The sequence below is a fragment of the Pantoea sp. DY-15 genome (assembly GCF_019795935.1).
In the GTDB taxonomy this organism is placed as follows: domain Bacteria; phylum Pseudomonadota; class Gammaproteobacteria; order Enterobacterales; family Enterobacteriaceae; genus Pantoea; species Pantoea leporis.
The window spans coordinates 1,515,494-1,537,086 of sequence record NZ_JAIMIF010000001.1 but is presented as its reverse complement, the minus strand read 5'-3'; the positions used below and the strand labels follow the sequence as shown (position 1 = coordinate 1,537,086).

The 21,593-nt window shown below is 54.6% G+C and carries 21 protein-coding genes; 13 read left to right on the top strand and 8 right to left on the bottom strand.

Annotated features, from left to right (window positions below):
* The first annotated feature begins 148 nt into the window (after window positions 1-148).
* Together K5Y32_RS07570 and K5Y32_RS07565 are read left to right on the top strand one after the other, a co-directional pair.
* Window positions 149-1,006 (top strand): hypothetical protein, encoded by an 858-nt coding sequence (locus K5Y32_RS07570; protein WP_222182545.1) that lies wholly within the window; start codon window positions 149-151, stop codon window positions 1,004-1,006.
* A 167-nt stretch (window positions 1,007-1,173) separates the two neighbouring features.
* The gene (locus K5Y32_RS07565) at window positions 1,174-1,794 is read left to right on the top strand and encodes a LysE family translocator (protein WP_222182543.1); all 621 of its coding nucleotides are present in this window, start codon (window positions 1,174-1,176) and stop codon (window positions 1,792-1,794) included.
* 3 nt (window positions 1,795-1,797) lie between these two features.
* Here K5Y32_RS07565 and cmoB read toward each other — a convergent pair whose 3' ends face one another.
* The 3 genes from cmoB to K5Y32_RS07550 form a co-directional block, all read right to left on the bottom strand.
* On the bottom strand, window positions 1,798-2,766 hold the full coding sequence (gene cmoB / locus K5Y32_RS07560) for a tRNA 5-methoxyuridine(34)/uridine 5-oxyacetic acid(34) synthase CmoB (protein ID WP_110866314.1): 969 nt from the start codon (window positions 2,764-2,766) through the stop codon (window positions 1,798-1,800).
* The gene (gene cmoA / locus K5Y32_RS07555; protein ID WP_097097065.1) at window positions 2,763-3,491 is read right to left on the bottom strand and encodes a carboxy-S-adenosyl-L-methionine synthase CmoA; all 729 of its coding nucleotides are present in this window, start codon (window positions 3,489-3,491) and stop codon (window positions 2,763-2,765) included. Before cmoA ends, cmoB begins: the two co-directional genes overlap by 4 nt.
* Before the next feature lie 78 nt (window positions 3,492-3,569).
* A complete protein-coding gene (locus K5Y32_RS07550) occupies window positions 3,570-4,391 on the bottom strand; it encodes a DUF72 domain-containing protein (protein WP_222182541.1) in 822 nt (273 codons plus the stop codon).
* Window positions 4,392-4,622: 231 nt separating this feature from the next.
* Between K5Y32_RS07550 and aspS the strand changes: the two genes are divergently transcribed.
* The 6 genes from aspS (at window position 4,623) to ruvB (ending at window position 10,104) form a co-directional block, all read left to right on the top strand.
* The gene (gene aspS / locus K5Y32_RS07545; protein ID WP_222182539.1) at window positions 4,623-6,404 is read left to right on the top strand and encodes an aspartate--tRNA ligase; all 1,782 of its coding nucleotides are present in this window, start codon (window positions 4,623-4,625) and stop codon (window positions 6,402-6,404) included.
* On the top strand, window positions 6,404-6,835 hold the full coding sequence (gene nudB / locus K5Y32_RS07540; protein WP_176971744.1) for a dihydroneopterin triphosphate diphosphatase: 432 nt from the start codon (window positions 6,404-6,406) through the stop codon (window positions 6,833-6,835). The genes aspS and nudB overlap by 1 nt, the downstream gene beginning before the upstream one ends.
* 241 nt (window positions 6,836-7,076) lie before the next feature.
* Window positions 7,077-7,820 carry a YebC/PmpR family DNA-binding transcriptional regulator gene (locus K5Y32_RS07535; protein ID WP_222182537.1) on the top strand — a complete coding sequence of 248 codons (744 nt, stop codon included), beginning with the start codon at window positions 7,077-7,079 and terminating at the stop codon, window positions 7,818-7,820.
* A 37-nt stretch (window positions 7,821-7,857) separates the two neighbouring features.
* Complete coding sequence (gene ruvC, locus K5Y32_RS07530; RefSeq protein WP_008110486.1) at window positions 7,858-8,385, top strand: crossover junction endodeoxyribonuclease RuvC; 528 nt, start codon at window positions 7,858-7,860, stop codon at window positions 8,383-8,385.
* A gap of 91 nt (window positions 8,386-8,476) precedes the next feature.
* Window positions 8,477-9,091 (top strand): Holliday junction branch migration protein RuvA, encoded by a 615-nt coding sequence (gene ruvA, locus K5Y32_RS07525; RefSeq protein WP_007889559.1) that lies wholly within the window; start codon window positions 8,477-8,479, stop codon window positions 9,089-9,091.
* A gap of 8 nt (window positions 9,092-9,099) precedes the next feature.
* Window positions 9,100-10,104: a Holliday junction branch migration DNA helicase RuvB gene (gene ruvB, locus K5Y32_RS07520; protein WP_007889560.1), complete on the top strand. Its 1,005-nt coding sequence runs from the start codon at window positions 9,100-9,102 to the stop codon at window positions 10,102-10,104.
* A 7-nt stretch (window positions 10,105-10,111) separates the two neighbouring features.
* Here ruvB and znuB read toward each other — a convergent pair whose 3' ends face one another.
* Together znuB and znuC are read right to left on the bottom strand one after the other, a co-directional pair.
* Window positions 10,112-10,897, bottom strand: coding sequence for a zinc ABC transporter permease subunit ZnuB (znuB, locus tag K5Y32_RS07515; protein ID WP_222182535.1), 786 nt, complete (start codon window positions 10,895-10,897; stop codon window positions 10,112-10,114).
* Complete coding sequence (znuC, locus tag K5Y32_RS07510) at window positions 10,894-11,649, bottom strand: zinc ABC transporter ATP-binding protein ZnuC (RefSeq protein ID WP_222182533.1); 756 nt, start codon at window positions 11,647-11,649, stop codon at window positions 10,894-10,896. The genes znuB and znuC overlap by 4 nt, the downstream gene beginning before the upstream one ends.
* A gap of 77 nt (window positions 11,650-11,726) precedes the next feature.
* Between znuC and znuA the strand changes: the two genes are divergently transcribed.
* The 3 genes from znuA (at window position 11,727) to lpxM (ending at window position 15,138) form a co-directional block, all read left to right on the top strand.
* Window positions 11,727-12,692, top strand: a complete 966-nt coding sequence (znuA, locus tag K5Y32_RS07505; RefSeq protein WP_222182531.1) for a zinc ABC transporter substrate-binding protein ZnuA — start codon at window positions 11,727-11,729, stop codon at window positions 12,690-12,692.
* A 13-nt stretch (window positions 12,693-12,705) separates the two neighbouring features.
* The gene (gene mepM, locus K5Y32_RS07500; RefSeq protein WP_061718586.1) at window positions 12,706-14,034 is read left to right on the top strand and encodes a murein DD-endopeptidase MepM; all 1,329 of its coding nucleotides are present in this window, start codon (window positions 12,706-12,708) and stop codon (window positions 14,032-14,034) included.
* 126 nt (window positions 14,035-14,160) lie between these two features.
* The gene (gene lpxM / locus K5Y32_RS07495; RefSeq protein WP_222182529.1) at window positions 14,161-15,138 is read left to right on the top strand and encodes a lauroyl-Kdo(2)-lipid IV(A) myristoyltransferase; all 978 of its coding nucleotides are present in this window, start codon (window positions 14,161-14,163) and stop codon (window positions 15,136-15,138) included.
* 24 nt (window positions 15,139-15,162) lie between these two features.
* On the opposite strand, the gene K5Y32_RS07490 is transcribed toward lpxM, so the two are convergent.
* The 3 genes from K5Y32_RS07490 to K5Y32_RS07480 all read right to left on the bottom strand — a co-directional run bounded on the left by K5Y32_RS07490 (window position 15,163) and on the right by K5Y32_RS07480 (window position 18,889).
* Window positions 15,163-16,398, bottom strand: coding sequence for an MFS transporter (locus K5Y32_RS07490; protein WP_222182527.1), 1,236 nt, complete (start codon window positions 16,396-16,398; stop codon window positions 15,163-15,165).
* Between the two features lie 86 nt (window positions 16,399-16,484).
* Window positions 16,485-17,927 (bottom strand): pyruvate kinase, encoded by a 1,443-nt coding sequence (gene pyk / locus K5Y32_RS07485; protein ID WP_101764163.1) that lies wholly within the window; start codon window positions 17,925-17,927, stop codon window positions 16,485-16,487.
* Between the two features lie 107 nt (window positions 17,928-18,034).
* Window positions 18,035-18,889 (bottom strand): MurR/RpiR family transcriptional regulator, encoded by an 855-nt coding sequence (locus tag K5Y32_RS07480; RefSeq protein ID WP_061718589.1) that lies wholly within the window; start codon window positions 18,887-18,889, stop codon window positions 18,035-18,037.
* A gap of 372 nt (window positions 18,890-19,261) precedes the next feature.
* Here K5Y32_RS07480 and zwf point away from each other — a divergent pair, with 372 nt between their 5' ends.
* Window positions 19,262-20,737 (top strand): glucose-6-phosphate dehydrogenase, encoded by a 1,476-nt coding sequence (gene zwf / locus K5Y32_RS07475; RefSeq protein WP_064738913.1) that lies wholly within the window; start codon window positions 19,262-19,264, stop codon window positions 20,735-20,737.
* 187 nt (window positions 20,738-20,924) lie between these two features.
* Window positions 20,925-21,566 carry a bifunctional 4-hydroxy-2-oxoglutarate aldolase/2-dehydro-3-deoxy-phosphogluconate aldolase gene (locus tag K5Y32_RS07470; RefSeq protein WP_008110463.1) on the top strand — a complete coding sequence of 214 codons (642 nt, stop codon included), beginning with the start codon at window positions 20,925-20,927 and terminating at the stop codon, window positions 21,564-21,566.
* The last annotated feature ends 27 nt before the right edge of the window (window positions 21,567-21,593 follow it).

Below are 21,593 nucleotides of genomic sequence, written 5' to 3'. Positions count from 1 at the left end.
CAGCACGCCAGCTCAAATGACGTGATGTTTGCAAGTACCAACCCCAGTTCTTCTAACTGGGGTTCTTTTTATCTGCAGTTTCCGCGGAGATAGCGTGATCGCGTAAATGATGCTTTGATTACTCTATGGCTTCGTACGGATAACCTTCATGAAATCCATCCCTTATACCGTTTTAATGCTGCTACTCCCGTACTGCGGCGTCGCGCTGGCGGTCAGCACCGCGTGTCCGCCGATGAGCAAAAACATCACCAGCAGCAACAACTGGATCATGCTGGGTGGCGATGCCAAAGGCGCGGTGCGTCAGGTGGTGGCAGGCGAATTTGGCAAAGATGTGAACTCGCAAAAGCGCGTACTCGGCCAGTTTGATCAGTGCGGCGATTTGATGGTGGCCGATATTTCCTACGACAAAAATGAAGGCAATGTTCTATTGACGATGGAACAACATATCGCCCGCGTTCAGCGCGGCTGGGTGGCGGAATATGCCTACATGGTCAAAGTGATCAAAGCGGGGCAGGAGGAAGTGGTCGACAACCGTCAGGGCACCATCAGCTGGCAAATCGGGCAGCATGGCAACATCGTCAGCTCATCCGATAAATTCACCAGCATGGGCAAAGATGGCTTTACCGATACCACTTATCGCTATGACAAACAGTTCAGGGTGGAAAAAAGCGTGGCGCGCGGCAGCGATAGCATGACCAACGGCGAAAGCAGCTGGCGCTGGAATCCACAAGGATTAGTGACCTCATCCACCAGCGCGCGCAGCAAAGATACTTACAGCTACGATAACCAGTGGCGGGAACTGCGTTTGAACGGCACCGCGACCACGCCAGTCAGCACGCTGCGCTCGGTAGATGAGTGTCAGCTGTGGGATGAAGTGGGCAACTGCACGCTCAGTTATCTGCATGAAACCGAAGTTTTCGCCAAAGGCACCATTGAACGCCATCTCAGCTCCGCTTATAAATACCAATACTGGAACGCACCCAACGAAACCGCCGCACAAGATTAAAGCAAACTACACAAAACCCACATTAAGGCAAAGAATCAGGGCCGCGGAGTAAAGCTTCCGCCGCATGGATGCGGCGGCAGAGTCCACAAGGACGTGTTCACGACGCCTTTACGGAGCGGCCCTGATTCTTTGCCTGGAACGCACTGAACCAAACAGGGAGCCCGCACATGACACTCATCCTTTCATTCCTTTTCGCCATCACCATCCTCACACTCACGCCCGGTTTTGATACTGCATTAGTGCTGCGTTCAGCCGCCGCGCAAGGCTGGAAACGTGCCTGGGCTACAGCATTTGGCGTCACGCTGGGTTGCCTGCTGTGGGGCGTTGCGGTGGGTTTGGGATTGGGCGCGCTGCTGCTGGCCTCGGAAATGGCGTATAACCTGCTGAAATGGATCGGTGCGGCCTATCTCCTCTATCTCGGTGTCAAATTACTCATCAACCCACGCACCCAAGCGGAAGAAGGGCAGCACGCGCAGAGTAAAGAGCAAAGCTATGTTGCCTGCTTTACGCGCGGACTCTTTGGCAATCTATTAAACCCGAAAGTCGGCGTGTTCTACGTCACCTTCCTGCCGCAATTCATTCCGGCGGGCGCGTCGGTGCCGCTGTGGTGTACGCTGATGGCGCTCACGCACATGGTGATTGGATTAGTGTGGAATGCGGTACTGATTGGCAGCAGCCAGTACTTTGCGGCACATCTGCGTCGTCCAGCGGTGCTAAAAGTGATGGATCGCCTGACGGGCTGCGTGTTTATTGGCTTCGCCGCGAAGCTGGCGCTATCGCGGCGTTAGACATTACGGCTTGCGGGCCACTAACACGGCGCGCAGCGGGGCGGGATAACCTTCAACGGTCTTACTGCTATCATGCGGATCAAGGAACTCGGCCAGCGACTCGCTGGTCATCCAGCTGGTGCGACGCTGCTCTTCCACGGACGTCACCGCGTAATCCGCGATGCGCACATCGACAAATCCGCACTTCTCCAGCCAACTCTTCAGCGCCGCCGCAGAAGGGATAAAGTAAACATTACGCATCTGCGCATAACGCTCGCCCGGCACCAACACCGCGTTCTCATCGCCTTCAATCACCAGCGTCTCCAGCACCAGCTCACCGTCACTGACTAACTGATTTTTCAGCTGCATCAAGTGATCGAGCGGCGAACGGCGATGATAAAGCACGCCCATTGAAAACACGGTATCAAACGCTTGCAACGCCGGCAGTTGCTCAATGCCCAGCGGCAGCAAATGCGCACGACGATCGTCGCCCAACAGCTTACGCACCGCTTCAAACTGGCACAAAAACAGTTGCATTGGATCGATGCCGACCACCAGCTTCGCGCCCGCGCCAATCATGCGCCACATGTGATAGCCGCTACCGCAGCCGACATCCAGCACCGTGCGATGCTGCAACGGCGAAATGTGCGGCAACACGCGATCCCATTTCCAGTCGGAACGCCATTCGGTATCGATCTCAGTACCGTACAGCGAATAAGGACCTTTGCGCCACGGCATCAGATTGCGCAGTAGATTCTCAATGCCAAGACGCTGACGATCGGTCAGATCCTCAACATCCGCGCTCACGCTGTGCAACAAATCCAGCTTCTGCGGCGTCAGCAGCGGCAGATAATCAACTGACTTCTCCCAGTCGCGGAACTTACCGTGCAGATTCTCACGCTGCCATGCGGCGACTTGCGCCGGTAACACTTCCAGCCAACTGGCGAGCGGGCCGGTGGCGATCTGCTGATAAAAACGGCCAAACTCAATCATTTCAACGCCACCAACGAACCAAAATTAAAGCACTGGAACCACAACTCCGCATGTTTGAAACCGGCGGTTTTCAGGCGCGCTTTATGCGCTTCAACGCTATCGGTCAGCATCACGTTCTCCAGCATGCTGCGTTTCTGGCTAATCTCCAGCTCGCTGTAACCGTTAGCGCGTTTGAAATCGTGATGCATGTTAAACAGCAACTCGCCGACATCGGCATCTTCAAAACTGAACTTCTCCGACAACACCAGCGCGCCGCCCGGATTTAATCCGTTAACAATCTTCTTCAGCAGCTCGAGACGTGCCGGTGGCTCAAGGAATTGCAGGGTAAAGTTCAGCACCACCAACGAGGCGTTCTCAATGTGGATGTCCTGAATATCTGCTTCGATCACCTGCACCGGCGTATCCGCGCGGAAGGCGTCGATATGGCGACGGCAGCGCTCCACCATCGCCGGCGAATTATCCACGGCAATAATCTGGCAGCCGGGCACATGAATATTGCGGCGCACCGACAGCGTGGCGGCACCGAGTGAACAGCCGAGATCGTAAACCTGGCTATTCGGCTGAACAAAGCGTTCTGCCAGCATGCCAATCATCGAAATGATGTTGGAATAACCCGGCACCGAGCGCTGAATCATATCGGGAAAAACTTCAGCTACGCGCTCGTCAAAGGTCCAGTCGCCCAGCTTATCGATGGGCGCGGAAAATAGCGTATCGCGATCAGACATAATGAAAGGTCCGGAGAGAAAACGGAAAGGGCGCTATTTTGGCAGAAACGCGGGCAGGCTGCACCCTTTGCGTTGCGTCTAGAACAGGCTCGATTGCTGCGGCCAGTCGGGCAGATCGCGTAACCCTGGCTCCAACTGCTGCAACTGTGGCCACAATGCCTGAATCAGCGGAAACACCTCGCCCATATCCGGCGTATGGATAAACAGCAGCGGATCGCTATCCCGCTGCCACGCTTGCAGCTTGCTGTGCCACGGCTGAAACAGCGGCACGCTCTCCGCCACGCTATCACTGCCAATGAAACGCACCATCGGTTGCGCACCGGTACGCACCACATGCAGCGGCACGCGCGGCTTTTGCGATCGAGCGTGCACCGCTGCGGCCGACTGTGAGGTGGAGGCATGCACCGGACGACTATCCAGCATCACCCGATTAATTTGACGCTCCAGCAAACCGCGATTCAGCGCGCGTTCAGCATCTCCTTTGGCGAAAAATGCCTGATGCCGCACCTCGACGCCATAGCGGAAATTGCGCGGCAAACTGTCGAGAAAAGACCATAGATCGCCGAGCTGAGCCGGAGAAAACGCCGCCGGCAGCTGCAGCCAGTATTGACCAATGCGCGTGCTGAGTGGATCGAGCAGGCGGAAAAACTCATTCAGCAACTCATCACAGTCGCGTAGCGCCGCTTTATGGCTGATGCTTTCGGGAAACTTGAAGCAGAAACGGAAATCGTCGTGCGTCATGTCGCGCCAGCGCAGCACCACTTCCGGCTTTGGCAGCGCATACAACGTGGTATTGCCTTCCACACAACCAAACAGCTGCGCGTAATCGGCTAAGGTCTCAATACCGAACTGTTTCCATTGCGCGTGCTGCCATTGCGGTAATCCAATACGAAGTGTCAACGCGAACTCCTGAATCCTTTAGGGCGGGAAAGGGCGGCTTAATGTAACCTGTTTTGATGTCGGCAGGAAAAACAGCGCGATAAAGCATAATGTTTTGTCCGCTTTGATCGGGCTCCACTTATCCTGCCTGGGTTTTTCCATTATAATAGCCGCCTTTTTTGCGACAGCATCTCAGAAGGTTACGCGGCCTGATGCTGTCTGGCAGCAGCGGCGAAGTTAAAAGGATACGTTATGCGTACAGAATATTGCGGACAGCTCAATCTGTCTCACGTGGGTCAGCAAGTCACTCTCTGCGGCTGGGTAAATCGCCGTCGCGATCTGGGTAGCCTGATTTTTATCGATATGCGTGACCGTGAAGGTATCGCGCAGGTGTTCTTTGATGCCGATCGTCAGGACGCTTTCCAGCTGGCATCTGAGCTGCGTAACGAATTCTGTATCCAGATCACCGGCACTGTGCGTGCACGTGACGAAAAGAACAAAAACAGCGATATGGCGACCGGCGAAGTGGAAGTGTTTGCCCACGAGCTGAACATCATCAACCGCGCTGAACCGCTGCCGCTGGACTCTAACCAGGTCAACAGCGAAGAAGCGCGCCTGACCTATCGCTATCTGGACCTGCGTCGTCCGGAAATGGCGCAGCGTTTGAAAACCCGCGCTAAAATTACCAGCTTCGTGCGTCGCTTTATGGACGACCAGGGTTTCCTCGATATCGAAACGCCGATGCTGACCAAAGCTACGCCTGAAGGCGCGCGTGACTATCTGGTGCCGAGCCGCGTGCATAAAGGCAAGTTCTACGCGCTGCCGCAGTCGCCACAGCTGTTCAAACAGCTGCTGATGATGTCGGGTTTTGACCGCTACTATCAGATCGTTAAGTGTTTCCGTGACGAAGATCTGCGCGCCGATCGTCAGCCAGAATTCACCCAGATCGACGTGGAGACCTCTTTCATGACCGCCGAGCAGGTGCGTGAAAAGATGGAACGTCTGATTCGTGAACTGTGGATCGACATCAAAGGCGTGGATCTCGGTGACTTCCCGCAGATGACTTTTGCAGAAGCGATGAACCGTTACGGCTCAGATAAGCCAGACCTGCGTAACCCAATGGAGCTGGTCGACGTTGCCGACCTGCTGAAAAACGTAGAATTCCAGGTGTTTGCTGGCCCAGCCAATGATGCCAAAGGCCGCGTGGCGGCTCTGCGCGTACCGGGCGGTGCAGCGCTGACGCGTAAGCAAATCGATGAGTACGGTGAATTTGTCAAAATTTATGGCGCCAAAGGTTTGGCGTGGATGAAGATCAACGAACGCGCGAAAGGCTTCGAAGGCGTACAGAGCCCGGTTGCCAAGTTCCTCAGCGCAGAAATCGTTGAAGACATTCTCAACCGTACTGGCGCACAAGATGGCGACCTGATCTTCTTCGGTGCGGACCGCGCCAAAGTGGTGGCGGATGCGCTGGGCGCGCTGCGTCTGAAAGTGGGCCGCGATCTGCAAATCACCGATGATAAAGCCTGGGCGCCGCTGTGGGTGATCGACTTCCCTATGTTTGAGGAAGATGAAGAGGGCGGCCTGGCAGCGATGCACCATCCGTTCACGTCGCCGAAAGACATGAGCGCAGAAGAGCTGGCAACCGATCCAGTTCAAGCGGTGGCCAATGCTTACGATATGGTGATTAACGGCTACGAAGTGGGCGGCGGTTCCGTGCGTATTCATAATGGTAAAATGCAGCAGACGGTATTCAGCATCCTCGGCATTACCGAAGAAGAGCAGCGTGAGAAGTTTGGCTTCCTGCTCGACGCACTGAAATACGGTACGCCGCCGCACGCCGGCCTGGCGTTCGGCCTGGATCGTCTGACCATGCTGTTGACCGGCACCGATAACATTCGTGATGTGATCGCGTTCCCGAAAACCACCGCCGCAGCGTGCATGATGACCGAAGCCCCAAGCGAAGCCAATCCCGCTGCGTTGCTGGACCTCGGCATTCTGGTGGCGCCGAAGAAAGAAAAGACAGAGAACAAGTAATGGGCTTTAAACATCCGGTTTCGGTGTTGGTGGTGATTTTTGCCCGCGATACCGGCCGGGTGTTAATGCTGCAGCGACGTGATGACGACAGCTTCTGGCAATCGGTCACTGGCAGCCTGGAAGCGGGCGAAACCCCGCGCCAGGCGGCTCAGCGCGAAGTGTTAGAAGAACTCGCCATCGATATTGCGCACGAAAAGCTAGTGCTGGACGATTGCCACAAGCAAATCGAGTTTGAGATCTTCCCGCACTATCGCCATCGTTACGCACCGGGCACCACGCACAATCGCGAACACTGGTTCAGGTTGGCCATACCCGCAGAACGCGAGCTGCTGCTCACCGAGCATCTCGCCGCGCGCTGGCTCGAACCCGCCGCTGCCGCAGCCCTCACCAAGTCCTGGAGTAACCGCCAGGCGATTGAAGAATTTATCTGAATGCTCGCCGCCGCGCGTTTTTCCGGTGGCGAATGCATTAAGTTTTATAAATCTGGTGGGTTTTAAATGAACGCACCGAACAATATCGAACAGTCAGGCGTAATCGGCGCCGCGAGGTTGTTCACCGCCAGCGCATAGCAACCGGAGCGTACTTATGTACGTGAGGATTGCGAGCACTGCCGGGGGACAAGATCGCAAGTAAGATAGCCTGCACCCAGTAAAAGATCGGAGAATATGTAAGATGGCTGGACACAGTAAATGGGCTAATACTAAGCATCGTAAAGCTGCTCAGGACGCTAAGCGCGGTAAAATCTTCACCAAAATCATTCGCGAGCTGGTCACCGCTGCGAAACTGGGCGGTGGCGATGCGGGTTCTAATCCACGTCTGCGCGCAGCGATGGATAAAGCGCTGTCTAACAACATGACGCGCGACACCATGAACCGTGCCATCGCACGCGGCGTGGGCGGTGAAGATGATTCCAACATGGAAACCATCATTTATGAAGGTTACGGTCCGGGCGGCTCAGCAGTGATGATTGAGTGCCTGAGCGACAACCGCAACCGTACCGTGGGCGAAGTGCGTCATGCCTTCACCAAAACCGGCGGCAACCTCGGTACCGACGGTTCGGTTTCTTACCTGTTCAGCAAGAAGGGCGTGATCTCCTTCGCGCCAGGTCAGGACGAAGATGCGGTGATGGAAGCGGCGCTGGAAGCCGGTGCTGAAGACGTTGTGGCCTATGACGACGGTGCGATTGATGTCTTCACCGCGTGGGAAGAGATGGGTACGGTGCGTGATGCGCTGGAAGCGGGCGGTCTGAAAGCGGACTCGGCTGAAGTCTCGATGATCCCGTCAACCAAAGCTGAAATGGATGCCGAAACCGCGCCGAAACTGCTGCGCCTGATCGACATGCTGGAAGACTGTGACGACGTGCAGGAAGTTTACCATAACGGTGAAATCTCTGATGAGATCGCAGAAACGCTGTAATGGCGTTGCTTAAAACCCCACTCACCGGAGACGCGCCGTGGCGATAATTCTCGGGATCGATCCCGGCTCGCGCGTCACCGGTTACGGTGTTATTCGCCAAACCGGCCGCCAGCTTACCTATCTGGGCAGCGGCTGTATCCGCACCAGCGTCACCGATCTGCCGACGCGCCTCAAACTGATCTACGCGGGCGTCAGCGAAATTATCACCCAGTTCTCACCCGACTATTTTGCCATCGAGCAGGTGTTTATGGCCAAGAATGCGGACTCAGCGCTGAAACTGGGCCAGGCGCGCGGTGCGGCGATTGTCGCGGCGGTGAATCATGATTTGCCGGTGTTTGAATATGCGGCGCGCCAGGTGAAGCAAACCGTTACCGGTACCGGCGGCGCAGAGAAAAGTCAGGTGCAGCATATGGTACGAACCTTGCTAAAACTGCCGGCCAATCCGCAGGCGGATGCCGCCGATGCGCTGGCCATCGCCATTACGCATTGCCATATGAGCCAAAATGCGGCGCGTATCAGCGATACGAAACTGGTGATGACGCGCGGGCGTATGCGATCGGGTTAGCGGAAACGAAATGCTAAGTTAGGCTGGATATTCATCCAGCCTTTTTTATGCTATAAACTCAGGCTTACTAACAGATTAAGGAACTGCTCAGGTGATTGGTCGTTTACGAGGCAACATTCTGGAAAAACAGCCGCCGCTGGTGTTGATTGAGGCGCACGGTGTCGGTTATGAAGTGCACATGCCAATGACCTGCTTTTACGAGCTGCCGGAGATCAATCAGGAAGCGATCATCTTTACGCAGTTTGTGGTACGTGAAGATGCGCAACTGCTGTTCGGTTTCAATAACAAGCAGGAACGCACGCTGTTCCGCGAGCTGGTTAAGGTGAATGGCGTTGGGCCAAAACTGGCGCTGGCGATTCTGTCTGGCATGTCGGCCCAGCAGTTCGTGACCGCCGTTGAGCGACAAGAGATTGCCTCGCTGATCAAACTGCCGGGCGTGGGTAAAAAAACCGCCGAGCGTTTGATTGTGGAGATGAAAGATCGCTTTATCGGCATGCACGGCGATCTGTTTGGTGGTGATTCAACCTTTACGTTGACCACGCCATCCGCTGCACAAGACAATAACGATGCTGAAGCCGAAGCGGTTTCAGCGCTGGTGGCCCTCGGCTATAAACCGCAGGAAGCCAGCCGTATGATCAGCAAAGTCGGTAAACCGGATGCGGATTGCGAAACCCTGATTCGTGAAGCCCTGCGCGCAGCTATTTGAGGTAAAGCATGATTGAAGCCGATCGTCTGGTCTCGGGCAGTTCCTTTAACGAAGAAGAAACGCTCGACCGTGCCATTCGCCCTAAGCTGCTGACGGAATATGTTGGCCAGCCGCAGGTGCGCGAGCAAATGGAGATTTTCATCCAGGCTGCGAAACTGCGTGGCGATGCACTCGATCATCTGCTGATTTTCGGCCCGCCGGGATTGGGTAAAACCACGCTGGCTAATATCGTCGCTAACGAAATGGGCGTCAATCTGCGTACCACGTCCGGTCCGGTGCTGGAAAAAGCCGGCGATCTGGCGGCGATGCTCACCAACCTTGAACCGCACGATGTGCTGTTTATCGATGAGATCCATCGCCTGTCGCCGGTGGTGGAAGAAGTGCTGTATCCGGCGATGGAAGATTATCAGCTGGATATCATGATTGGTGAAGGTCCGGCGGCGCGTTCGATCAAGCTCGATCTGCCGCCGTTTACCCTGATTGGTGCCACGACGCGCGCCGGTTCTTTAACCTCGCCGCTGCGCGACCGTTTCGGTATCGTGCAGCGCCTTGAGTTCTATAACGTGCCCGATCTGCAGCACATTGTGGGCCGTAGCGCGGCCTGTCTTGGTCTGGCGCTGAGCGAAGAGGGCGCGTTGGAGATAGCGCGTCGTGCACGCGGTACGCCGCGTATCGCTAACCGCCTGCTGCGCCGCGTGCGTGACTTTGCGGAAGTACGAGCGAACGGCAACCTGAGCGGCGAAGTGTCAGCCAGCGCGCTGGATATGCTTAACGTCGACAGCCAGGGTTTCGATTACATGGACCGTAAACTGCTGCTGGCGATTATCGATAAGTTTTCGGGTGGTCCGGTGGGCTTAGATAACCTGGCAGCGGCGATTGGCGAAGAGCGGGAAACTATCGAGGATGTGATTGAACCCTTCCTGATCCAGCAAGGATTCATTCAACGCACGCCGCGTGGCCGAATGGCAACGCAGCATGCTTACAAACACTTTGGTATCAGTCGCGAAGAGTAAACCGGCGTTATGCCGCCGGTTTTTTTGCCATGCTGATGATGAACAATACCGCAGCGCATAACACCACCGAAGGACCGGCTGGCGTATCGTAAGTGGCGGAGAAGGTCAGCCCGCCGGTCACCGCGATAATACCGGCAATCACGGCAAAACCGGCCATCTGTTCCGGTGAGCGTGAGAAGCGACGTGCCGTCGCCGCCGGGATAATCAGTAGCGATGTAATAATCAAGGCACCAACAAACTTCATCGCTACGCCGATGGTTAATGCTGTGACCAGCATCAACATCAAACGCGTGCGCTGAATGTTAACGCCATCCACCTGCGCCAGCTCCGGGCTGATGGTCATCGACAACAGCGAATTCCACTGCCATGCCATCACCGCCAGAACAATCGCCACGCCGCCGGCCATCATCCATAAATCATTGGGCGTCACCGCCAGCAGATCGCCAAACAGGTAAGCCATCAGATCGACACGTACGCCTTGCATCAGACTAACGACCACCAAACCCAGCGACAGCGCGCTGTGCGCCATAATGCCGAGCAGGGTATCGATAGCCAGATGCGGGCGACGCTCCAGCCATACCAATCCCAACGCCAGACACACGGTCACCAAAATCACCGCATAGTAAGGATTCACGTTGAGCAGCAAACCAAACGCCACGCCCAGCAAGGATGCATGCGCGAGAGTATCGCCGAAGTAAGACATGCGGCGCCAAACAACAAACGAGCCAAGTGGGCCGGCCGCCAGCGCCAGCAACACGCCGCCCAGCCAGCCAGGCAATAACAGTTCAATCATGACGGGCCATTTCCTTTGCGCAGAACAATACGTCCCTGTAAATCGTGACGGTGATTATGATGATGACGATAAATCGCCAACTGCTGCGCGCCGCGTGGGCCAAACATCGCGATAAACTCGGGATGTTGTGACACCGCTTCTGGCGTGCCGGAACAGCAGATGTGATGGTTGAGACACAGCACTTCGTCGGTTTTCGCCATCACCAGATGCAGGTCGTGTGAAACCATCAGCACACCGCAGTTCAGTTCGCGGCGCAGCTGATCGATCAAATCGTACAGCGCAACCTGGCCGTTGACGTCAACGCCTTGTGTCGGCTCATCGAGCACCAGCAGTTGCGGGTCATTAAGTAACGCGCGCGCCAGCAGCACACGCTGGGTTTCACCGCCAGAGAGTTTTTGCAGTGTCGCATGCAGCAGATGCCCAGCTTGCACGCGCTTCAGCGCCGGTAAAATGGCATCGCGTTTGGTGCCGCGCGATAGGCGCATAAAACGTTCAACGGTGATCGGCAACGTTGGGTCGATGTGCAGTTTTTGCGGCACGTAACCGATACGCAAATCAGCGGCGCGCTTGACGCTGCCGCTGGTGGGTTTGAGCAGCCCGAGCACCGCGCGAACCAGCGTGGATTTGCCGGCGCCATTCGGGCCGAGCAGGGTGAGAATTTTTCCCGGTTCAAGTGCGAGGCTAATGCCTGCGAGCACCGGACGCTGGGAGAATTTCACAGAAATGTTTTCAAGTGTGACAAGTGGCGGCATGTTATTTACGGGTTGCATTGAATTTCGAATGTTATAATATCACATTCCATCAACGGGTCACGATGGAATGACGTATTATGTTACACAATAAAAAGTGCCTTATTTTCACCCTTACTGCTGCGGCATTTGCCGCCACAAGCACGTTTCCCGCGCACTCAGCGGTGGTTGCTTCAATCAAACCTCTCGGATTTATCGCAGCGGCTATCGCAGATGGCATTACGCCGGTTGAAGTATTGCTGCCCGATGGCGCCTCAGAACATGATTATGCTTTACGTCCTTCCGATGTAAAACGTATTAAAAACGCAGACTTAGTGGTGTGGACAGGCCCAGAGATGGAAGCCTTTCTCACTAAGTCAGCAGCGGAGTTGCCCGCTAACAAAAACCTCGAAATTGCAGCATTGCCAGGCATAAAACCGCTATTGATTAGCGGCGATGATGAAGATGAGGAACATGAGCACGGTCACGATCATGGCTCAGAAAATTCCGAAGTCCAAGACGGGTCTCATGCGCAGCACCATCACGGACAGTTTAATATGCATCTGTGGATGTCCCCTGACATGGCCTTACAATCTGCGGTTGCAATCCATGGAAAATTATTGGAACTTATGCCGCAAAGCAAAGCCAAACTTGACGCTAATCTGCAGGAGTTTAAAGCAGAATTAGCCGATGCAGACAAACACATCGGCGCGCAACTGGCGCCCGTGCGGAACAAGGGTTATTTCGTTTTTCACGACGCTTACAGCTACTTTGAAAAACATTACGGTTTGTCACCTTTAGGTCATTTTACCGTCAACCCTGAAATCCAGCCGGGCGCCCAGCGTTTACATCAAATACGAACACAGTTGGTTGAGCAGAAAGCCGTTTGCGTTTTCGCTGAACCACAATTCAGACCGGCCGTCATCGATGCCGTGTCCCGTGGAACTTCCGTACGAAAAGGCACGTTAGATCCGTTGGGGATGGACATCAGCTTATCCAAAGACAGTTACGTGAAATTCCTTTCACAGCTGTCGAGCCAGTATGCGAGCTGCCTGAATGGAGCATGAGGAATAGGTAAAAGTGCAGCAGATAGCCCGCTCTGTCGCCCTCGCATTTAATAATTTGCCGCGCCCCCACCGCGTTATGCTGGGTTCATTAACCGTTGTCACGTTGGCCGTCGCAGTATGGCGGCCTTACGTTTACCATCCGCGCGATGTCGCGCCCATCGTGAAAACCATCGCGCTGGATAAAGACGAACTGCGTACGCTATTGCCGGAAGCCAGTGAGCCGATCGATCAGACGACCGAAGAACCGGCCGACGATATTCCTGCTGACGATATTGATAAAGACGTTCCAGATAATCCTAACGTACATGATTACACCGTCTCTTCAGGCGATACGCTTAGCAGCGCGTTAAATCAGTACGGTATTGAGATGGGCGATATCAACGCATTAGTCAGCAGCGATAAAGATCTGCGTAACATGCGCGTTGGTCAGCAACTGAGCTGGACGCTGGATGCAGATGGACAACTGCAAACCTTCAGCTGGGAAATCGATCGTCGTGAAACCCGTACTTATCAGCGCGCCGACAATGGCAGCTTTAAGATGCAGCAGGAGCTGCAAAAGGGTGAGTGGCAAAACAACGTACTAAAAGGTGAAGTGCGCGGCAGCTTTGCTGCCAGCGCCCAGCGCGCGGGCTTGACCAGCGCAGAAACCAGCAACGTGATCAAAGCGATGCAGTGGCAGATGGATTTCCGCAAACTTCGCGCGGGTGATGACTTCAGTGTGTTGATGTCACGTGAAATGCTTGATGGAAAAAGTGCCCAAAGCCAATTACTTGGCGTACGTTTACGCACCGGTGGCAAAGACTATTACGCCTTCCGTGCGGAAGATGGCAAGTTCTACGATCGCAATGCATCTGGGTTAGCACGTGGCTTCATGCGCTTCCCAACTGTTAAGCAGTATCGTGTCTCTTCCAACTTCAATCCGCGTCGGCTTAACCCGGTAACCGGCCGCATCGCACCGCATAAAGGTGTCGATTTCGCTCTGCCCATTGGTACGCCAGTTTTAGCTGTGGGCGATGGTGAAGTGGTAATGGCGAAAAACGGCGGTGCTGCCGGAAATTACGTGGCGATTCGCCACGGTCGTCAATATATGACGCGTTACATGCACTTGAGTAAAGCGCTGGTTAAACCGGGGCAAAAGGTGAAACGTGGCGATCGTATTGCGCTGTCGGGTAACACCGGACGTTCAACCGGCCCGCATCTGCACTATGAAGTGTGGATCAACAATCAGGCAGTGAATCCGTTGACGGCAAAACTGCCGCGCATGGAAGGGTTGACGGGTAAAGATCGCAGCACTTACATGGCGCAAGTGAAAACCTGGTTGCCGCAGTTGACGTTGAAATAACGCATTATTGCGCGTAACACTTAAAAACCGACGGATTCTTCGTCGGTTTTTTGCTATCTGGCGCATGAAGATTGCAAAATTAACCATCGTCACTATTATTGACCGGTCATTGTCAGAGGCGAGTGCATGGAAACCCGAAAGAAAAATAACAGTGAGTTTATTCCCGTTTTTCAACGTTCTTTTTTAAAGCCGAAATACTGGGGAAGTTGGTTGGCGGTTGGCGCGCTGGCCGTCATGGCATTACTTCCTGCAAAAGTGCGCGATCCGATTCTGGGCGGATTGGGCAAGTTCGCCGGTAAGTTGGCGAAAAGTGCGCGCCGCCGTGCGCTGATCAATCTCTATTATTGCCTGCCGGAATTGAGTGAAGCGCAGCGCGAAGAGATTGCTGATCGTATGTTTGCCACCGCACCGCAGGCGATGGCGATGATGGCCGAATTGGGCATTCGTAATCCAGAGCATGTGCGTAAGCGTGTTGACTGGCACGGCCGGGAAATCATTGAGCAGCTGCAGGCCAATAAAGAAAACGTCATATTCTTAGTGCCGCACGGTTGGGGCGTGGATATTCCAGCGATGCTGCTGGCATCTGAAGGTCAGATGATGGCGGCGATGTTCCACAATCAAAGCGATCCGTTAATGGATTTTCTGTGGAATACTGTGCGACGCCGTTTTGGTGGCCGTATGCATGCGCGAAATGACGGGATTAAGCCGTTTATCGCGTCGGTGCGTCAGGGTTATTACGGCTATTATCTGCCGGACCAGGATCACGGCCCGGAACATAGCGAATTTGTGGATTTCTTTGCTACTTACAAAGCCACATTGCCCGCAGTGGGCCGCCTGATGAAAGTATGCCGCGCACGCGTTGTGCCGCTGTTCCCGGTGTACAACAGTGAAACCCATCGTCTGGAAATCTATGTGCGTCCGCCAATGGATGACTTGCTGGATGCCGATGACAATACGCTTGCGCGTCGCATGAATGAAGAAGTTGAAGTGTTCGTGCGACCGCATCCGGAACAGTACACCTGGATTCTGAAGCTGCTGAAAACGCGTAAGGAAGGGGATATCGAACCTTATGCGCGCAAAGATCTTTATCCTCGTAGGAAATAAACATGGGGCCGTCTGGCCCCTTTATCATTCTATTGCCGCCACATGACTGCGACGTTTACGTTCGCGCAGGAACAGGGTCACCAGACCAAACCACAGCACGCCAGCGGCGAAGTTAATCCCGCTAAACCACGGTGTGCCGCCGCTGAAGTAGCCACTTTTCGCCAGCTCAATGCCTACCGCTAAGGTCAGAATGCTGATCATACCGAGCATCGCCGCCACGCTGCCTTTGCCTTCGTTGCTGGAGTAAAGCGTCAAACGGTACAGACCGGCATTCACCATGCCTGCGCCGAAAGCGTACAAGCTTAACCCGGCTGTCAGCAGCAGATAGGTGTGATTATCGAGCAAATTAGCCAGCAGCGAAATACTCAAACCAATCAGAATCGGCCAGGCGGCAAACTTCACCGGCTGCTCAATCGGCACGCGTCCAGCCAGTTTGCCAAGCGTGATGTTGCCGGCAATCATCGCCAGAAACACCGGCAACTGCAGCAGCGCATACTGCATGCGTGACAATCCTTCATCGTGCATCAGAATCACTGGCGACAGCGCTACCCACGTCAGGATCGGAATAAACACTAAACCAATGGCAAAAGATCCGTACATCACCTGACGATCGCGCGCCAAACGCGCATAGCCGCGCGCCAGCGTTGGCAGGGCGATAGAGTGACTGCGATCGCCAGCGGTTTCCGGCATGACGCGCCATAGCAGGGCAAACGCAATCACGCTGCAGATGGCAAACAGCCAGAACATGCTGCGCCACTCGCCAACGGTGAGCCACGCGGCTCCGGCCAGCGGACCCGCGAGCGGTGCCAGCAGCGCGACGTTGGCCATCAGCGCCATCATGCGTACTGCCAACGCTTCATCAAAGGCTTCCTGCACCGCCGCGTAGCTGACGGCGCCAATAAAGCACAGGCTGATGCCCTGTACAAAGCGCAGCGCGACAAACTCTTCAATGCTGCTAACCCACGTTGTGAGAATGCAGGCGGCGGCAAAGAACAAGATGCCAAACAGTAGCACCGGCCGGCGGCCATATTTGTCTGAGAGCGGACCGAGCAGCCATTGCAGCACTACGCCGCCCATCAGATAAGCGGTCAGCGAGGTCGAAACCCATTCCGGGCCGACGCTGAATTCAGACGTCACCAGCAGCATGCCGGGCTGAATCATGTCATGCGCGATGTAGGTGGCGAATTCAAACAGCACCAGCGCGAGCGGAAACAGCAGCACGCGCCCGGTGAGTTGGGTAATAGGTTGATAGCGGGCCATCTGGCCTCCTTGTCAAAAAAATAAAAACGCGACTGCCAGGCAGTCGCGTTTGTCCATGTTGTTACAGCCGCTGTCGGTGCTGCGTATTAGTCTACGCGCAGAACACGGCTGGTGTTGGTGGTGCCGGTGGTCGACATCACGTCACCCTGAGTGACAATCACCAGGTCACCTGAAACCAGGAAACCTTTCTCGCGCAGCAGATTCACTGCATCGTGCGCGGCGGCCACACCATCATTGTTACTGTCGAAGAATACCGGCGTAACACCACGGTACAGCGCTGTCAGGTTCAGCGTCCGCTCGTGACGTGACATGGCGAAGATCGGCAAACCAGAAGTGATACGTGAGGTCATCAGCGCGGTACGGCCCGATTCGGTCATGGTGATGATCGCTGAAACCCCTTGCAGATGGTTGGCAGCATACATCGCCGACATGGCAATCGCTTCTTCGACGTTATCGAACTGCACTTCCAGGCGGTGCTTAGAAACGTTAACGCTCGGGATTTTCTCTGCGCCGAGGCACACTTTCGCCATCGCTGAAACAGTTTCAGCCGGATACTGGCCTGCAGCGGTTTCCGCCGACAGCATCACCGCATCGGTACCATCCAGCACGGCGTTCGCCACATCCATGACTTCGGCACGTGTTGGCATCGGGTTGGTAATCATCGATTCCATCATCTGCGTTGCGGTGATGATGGTGCGGTTCAGTTGGCGCGCACGACGAATCAACGCTTTCTGAATACCCACCAGCTCAGGATCGCCAATCTCTACACCCAAATCGCCACGCGCAACCATCACCACGTCAGAGGCAAGGATGATGTCATCCATCGCTTCCTGTGAGGCAACGGCTTCAGCACGCTCTACTTTCGCCACCAGTTTGGCATCGCAGCCGGCGTCGCGCGCCAGACGGCGGGCATAATTCATATCTTCGCCGTTACGCGGGAAGGAGACCGCCAGATAATCCACGCCGATTTTTGCGGCGGTAACGATATCAACTTTGTCTTTCTCGGTCAGCGCATCGGCAGAGAGACCGCCGCCGAGTTTGTTGATGCCTTTATTGTTAGAGAGCGGGCCACCGACGGTAACTTCGGTAAACACTTTTACGCCCTGAACTTCCAGCACTTTCAGCTGAACGCGACCGTCGTCCAGCAGCAGGATATCGCCGGGCACCACATCTTCTGGCAGACCTTTATAGTCGATACCGACTTTTTCTTTGTCGCCTTCGCCTTTAGTTAAATCAGCATCCAGCAAGAAACGATCGCCGACGTTGAGGAACACTTTGCCTTCTTTGAAGGTCGATACGCGAATTTTTGGCCCTTGCAGGTCGCCAAGGATCGCCACGTGGCGACCGAGTTTCGCCGCGATTTCACGGACTTTGTTGGCGCGCTGTTGATGATCTTCCGGTGTGCCGTGGGAGAAGTTGAGTCGTACAACGTTAGCACCCGCCGCGATGATTTTTTCGAGGTTGTTGTCGCGATCGGTGGCTGGACCGAGGGTTGTAACGATCTTGGTTCTTCTGAGACGTCTGGACATGAAGGACTCCGTTAGCAAAGTATCGTGTCGCTCTCAAGTGACACGTAGTGTTCATCTATTCTATATGATCGATGGGCTGTGATTCGACTCACATTGTGAATGTGATGTTAATTATTTTCCTGCGCCTGTTTCTCCAAGCGTGAATCTTTCAGCGCTTCTTTCACCCGCTTCAAATTTTCACGGAAAGCAGCGCCGCGCTCAAGGGTAAACCCTGTCGCCAGAACATCAATCACGGTTAATTGTGCGAGGCGGGAAACCATTGGCAGGTAGATATCGGTATCTTCGGGTACGTCGAGCGTCAAAGCCAGCGTGGCTTCCGCCGCCAGCGGAGAACCCGGAGAGGTGATAGCCAGCACAGTGGAAGCGTTTACACGCGCCAGGCGAGCCAGTTCTACCATATTTTTGGTGCGACCAGTATGTGAGATGAGAACAAACACATCGTTTGGACCACTATTTATGCAACTCATGCGCTGGATCACAATATCCTCTGACCAGATGACCGGCAGATTAAAACGCAAAAATTTATTGGTGGCGTCATGTGCCACCACGGCGGAGGCACCAAGGCCAAAAAAGGCAATTTTATGCGCATTTGACAGTGCCTGAACCGCCTGACGAATCACCTGTGAGTCAAGTTGCTGGCGGACGCGGCTGAGGCCGGCTAATGCGGAATCAAAAATTTTGTGGCTGTAACTTTCCACACTGTCATTTTCTTCCACATCGCGGCTCACCCAGTTCGGGCTTTTGACCAGGCTCTGCGCGAGCTGCAATTTGAAGTCAGGAAAGCCGCGTGTGCCCATACGATGGCAGAAGCGATTCACCGTCGGTTCGCTGACGTCAGCAGCGCGTGCCAGCGTGGCGATGCTGGAGTGCATCGCCTGTTGCGGCGCGGCAAGAATCTGCTCTGCGACTTTACGTTCTGATTTGCTTAACGCATCGAGTTGCGCCTGAATCTGTTCCAGCATGGTTTAACCTAATGAGCGTCAATCACTTTTCCGCGTTCATCAATCAATGAAATCGCTGCCAATTCACAAGAATATACCGTGTAATAGCCCCTCGCACGCAGCGGAGGACAAATGTAAACGCGAATTTTTTGCGATACTTTGATCGCTGACGTGTTTTGCCACGACAAATATCGAAACAGAAAATGTGCTCAAATGGCACGCTACAACACACGTAACACCTTTATTACGTTCACAGTTAACGCCAGCAAAACACTGCGTTCGGGTTGTCCTAAACCCGCTAAAAACGTACATTGTGCTGAAAGAAAATTACAATAAGGACCTGGCGTGATGAGAACGCTCAAGCCGGGTATATCCTGCAACGAGGAGAGGAAAATGGCGGTTACACAAACAGCCCAGGCATGCGATCTGGTGATTTTCGGTGCCAAAGGCGATCTCGCGCGCCGTAAACTGTTGCCATCACTGTATCAGCTGGAAAAAGCCGGTCAGATTCATGAAACCACTCGCATTATTGGCGTGGGTCGCGCGGATTGGGATAAAGCCGCGTATACCAAAGTGGTACGTGAAGCGCTGGAAACCTTCATGAAAGAGAAGATCGATGAAGCGCTGTGGGACACCCTTAGCAGCCGTCTTGACTTCTGTAACCTCGACGTAAATGACACCTCGCATTTCACCAAACTGGGCAAAATGCTTGACCAGAAAAACCGCGTCACCATTAACTACTTCGCCATGCCGCCAAGCACCTTTGGCGCGATTTGCGACGGTCTGGGCGCCGCCAAGCTGAACGCCAAACCGGCACGCGTAGTAATGGAAAAGCCGCTCGGCACCTCATTGGAAACCTCACAAGAGATCAATGACAGCGTCGGCAAATACTTCGAAGAAGGCCAGGTTTTCCGTATTGACCACTATCTCGGTAAAGAGACGGTGCTCAACCTGCTGGCGCTGCGTTTTGCCAACTCTATCTTCGTCAACAACTGGGACAATCGCACCATCGATCACGTGCAGATCACCGTGGCAGAAGAGGTGGGCATCGAAGGCCGTTGGGGTTACTTCGACAAAGCCGGCCAGATGCGTGACATGATTCAGAACCACCTGTTGCAGATCCTCACCATGATTGCCATGTCGCCGCCGTCCGATCTGAGCGCGGATGCGATTCGTGATGAGAAAGTGAAAGTGCTGCGCTCACTGCGTCGTATCGATCAAACCAACGTGCGCGAGAAAACCGTACGCGGTCAGTACACCGCCGGCTTTGTGCAGGGCAAGAAAGTGCCAGGTTATCTGGAAGAAGAGGGCGCTAACAAGCAGAGCGCCACGGAAAGCTTTGTTGCTATTCGCGTGGATATCGATAACTGGCGTTGGGCTGGCGTGCCGTTCTATCTGCGTACCGGCAAGCGCTTGCCAACCAAATGCTCTGAAGTGGTGGTGTATTTCAAGAATCCTGAGATGAACCTGTTTAAGGATTCGTACGCTGAACTGCCGCAAAACAAGCTGACCATTCGTCTGCAGCCGGACGAAGGCGTGGATATCGAAATCCTGAACAAAGTCCCGGGACTCGACCACAAGCATAAACTGCAGACCACCAAGCTGGATCTGAGCTACTCCGAAACCTTCAACCAGTCGCATCTGGCCGATGCTTACGAGCGTCTGCTGCTGGAAACCATGCGCGGTATTCAGGCACTGTTTGTGCGTCGTGATGAAGTTGAAGCAGCGTGGGGCTGGGTGGATTCAATCATTGATGCCTGGAGCGCCGATGCCGAAGCGCCGAAGCCGTATCAGGCGGGAACATGGGGACCGGTTGCCTCTGTCGCGATGATTACCCGCGATGGCCGTTCCTGGAACGAGTTCGAATAGAAACCTAATATTGAGCCCGCCAAATGTGCGGGCTTTTTTACGTCCAGAATTCATTTTTCTGAAAAGTGAACCAGAGTTTCAAAAAAATCTGATATCCAATGGACGCCGCTCCAGCCGATCTTGTATGGTAGAGCCCAATAATTGACAGCGTGGCCAAACGCCGGGCTGATGCAACCAAGGAAACGTGATGAAGAACTGGAAAACAAGTGCTGAACAGATCCTGAAAACTGGCCCGGTCGTGCCGGTCATTGTGGTGAACAAGCTGGAACACGCGGTGCCGATGGCGAAAGCGCTGGTGGCTGGCGGAGTGCGCGTGCTGGAAGTTACGCTGCGTACCCCGGTGGCGATGGACGCGCTGCGTGCAATGATCAAAGAAGTTCCGGAAGCGATTGTCGGTGCGGGCACGGTGATCAACACCCAGCAACTGAAAGAAGTCACTGACGCCGGTGCGCAGTTTGTCATCAGCCCAGGATTGACGGAATCGCTGCTGAAAGCCGCGGTTGAAGGTCCGGTGCCATTGATTCCAGGTATCAGCACGGTTTCAGAACTGATGACCGGCATGGATTACGGCCTGCGTGAGTTCAAATTCTTCCCGGCGGAAGCCAATGGTGGCGTGAAAGCATTATCCGCGATTGGCGGTCCGTTCCCGCAGGTGCGTTTCTGTCCAACCGGCGGCATCTCGCCAGCCAACTATCGGGATTATCTGGCGCTGAAAAGCGTGCTGTGCATTGGCGGTTCGTGGCTGGTACCGAATGATGCGCTGGAAAGCGGTGACTGGGATCGTATTACGCGTCTGGCGCGTGAAGCGGTTGAAGGGGCACGCGCATAAGTTCATGAAGTGGTCGTCATTGATGGC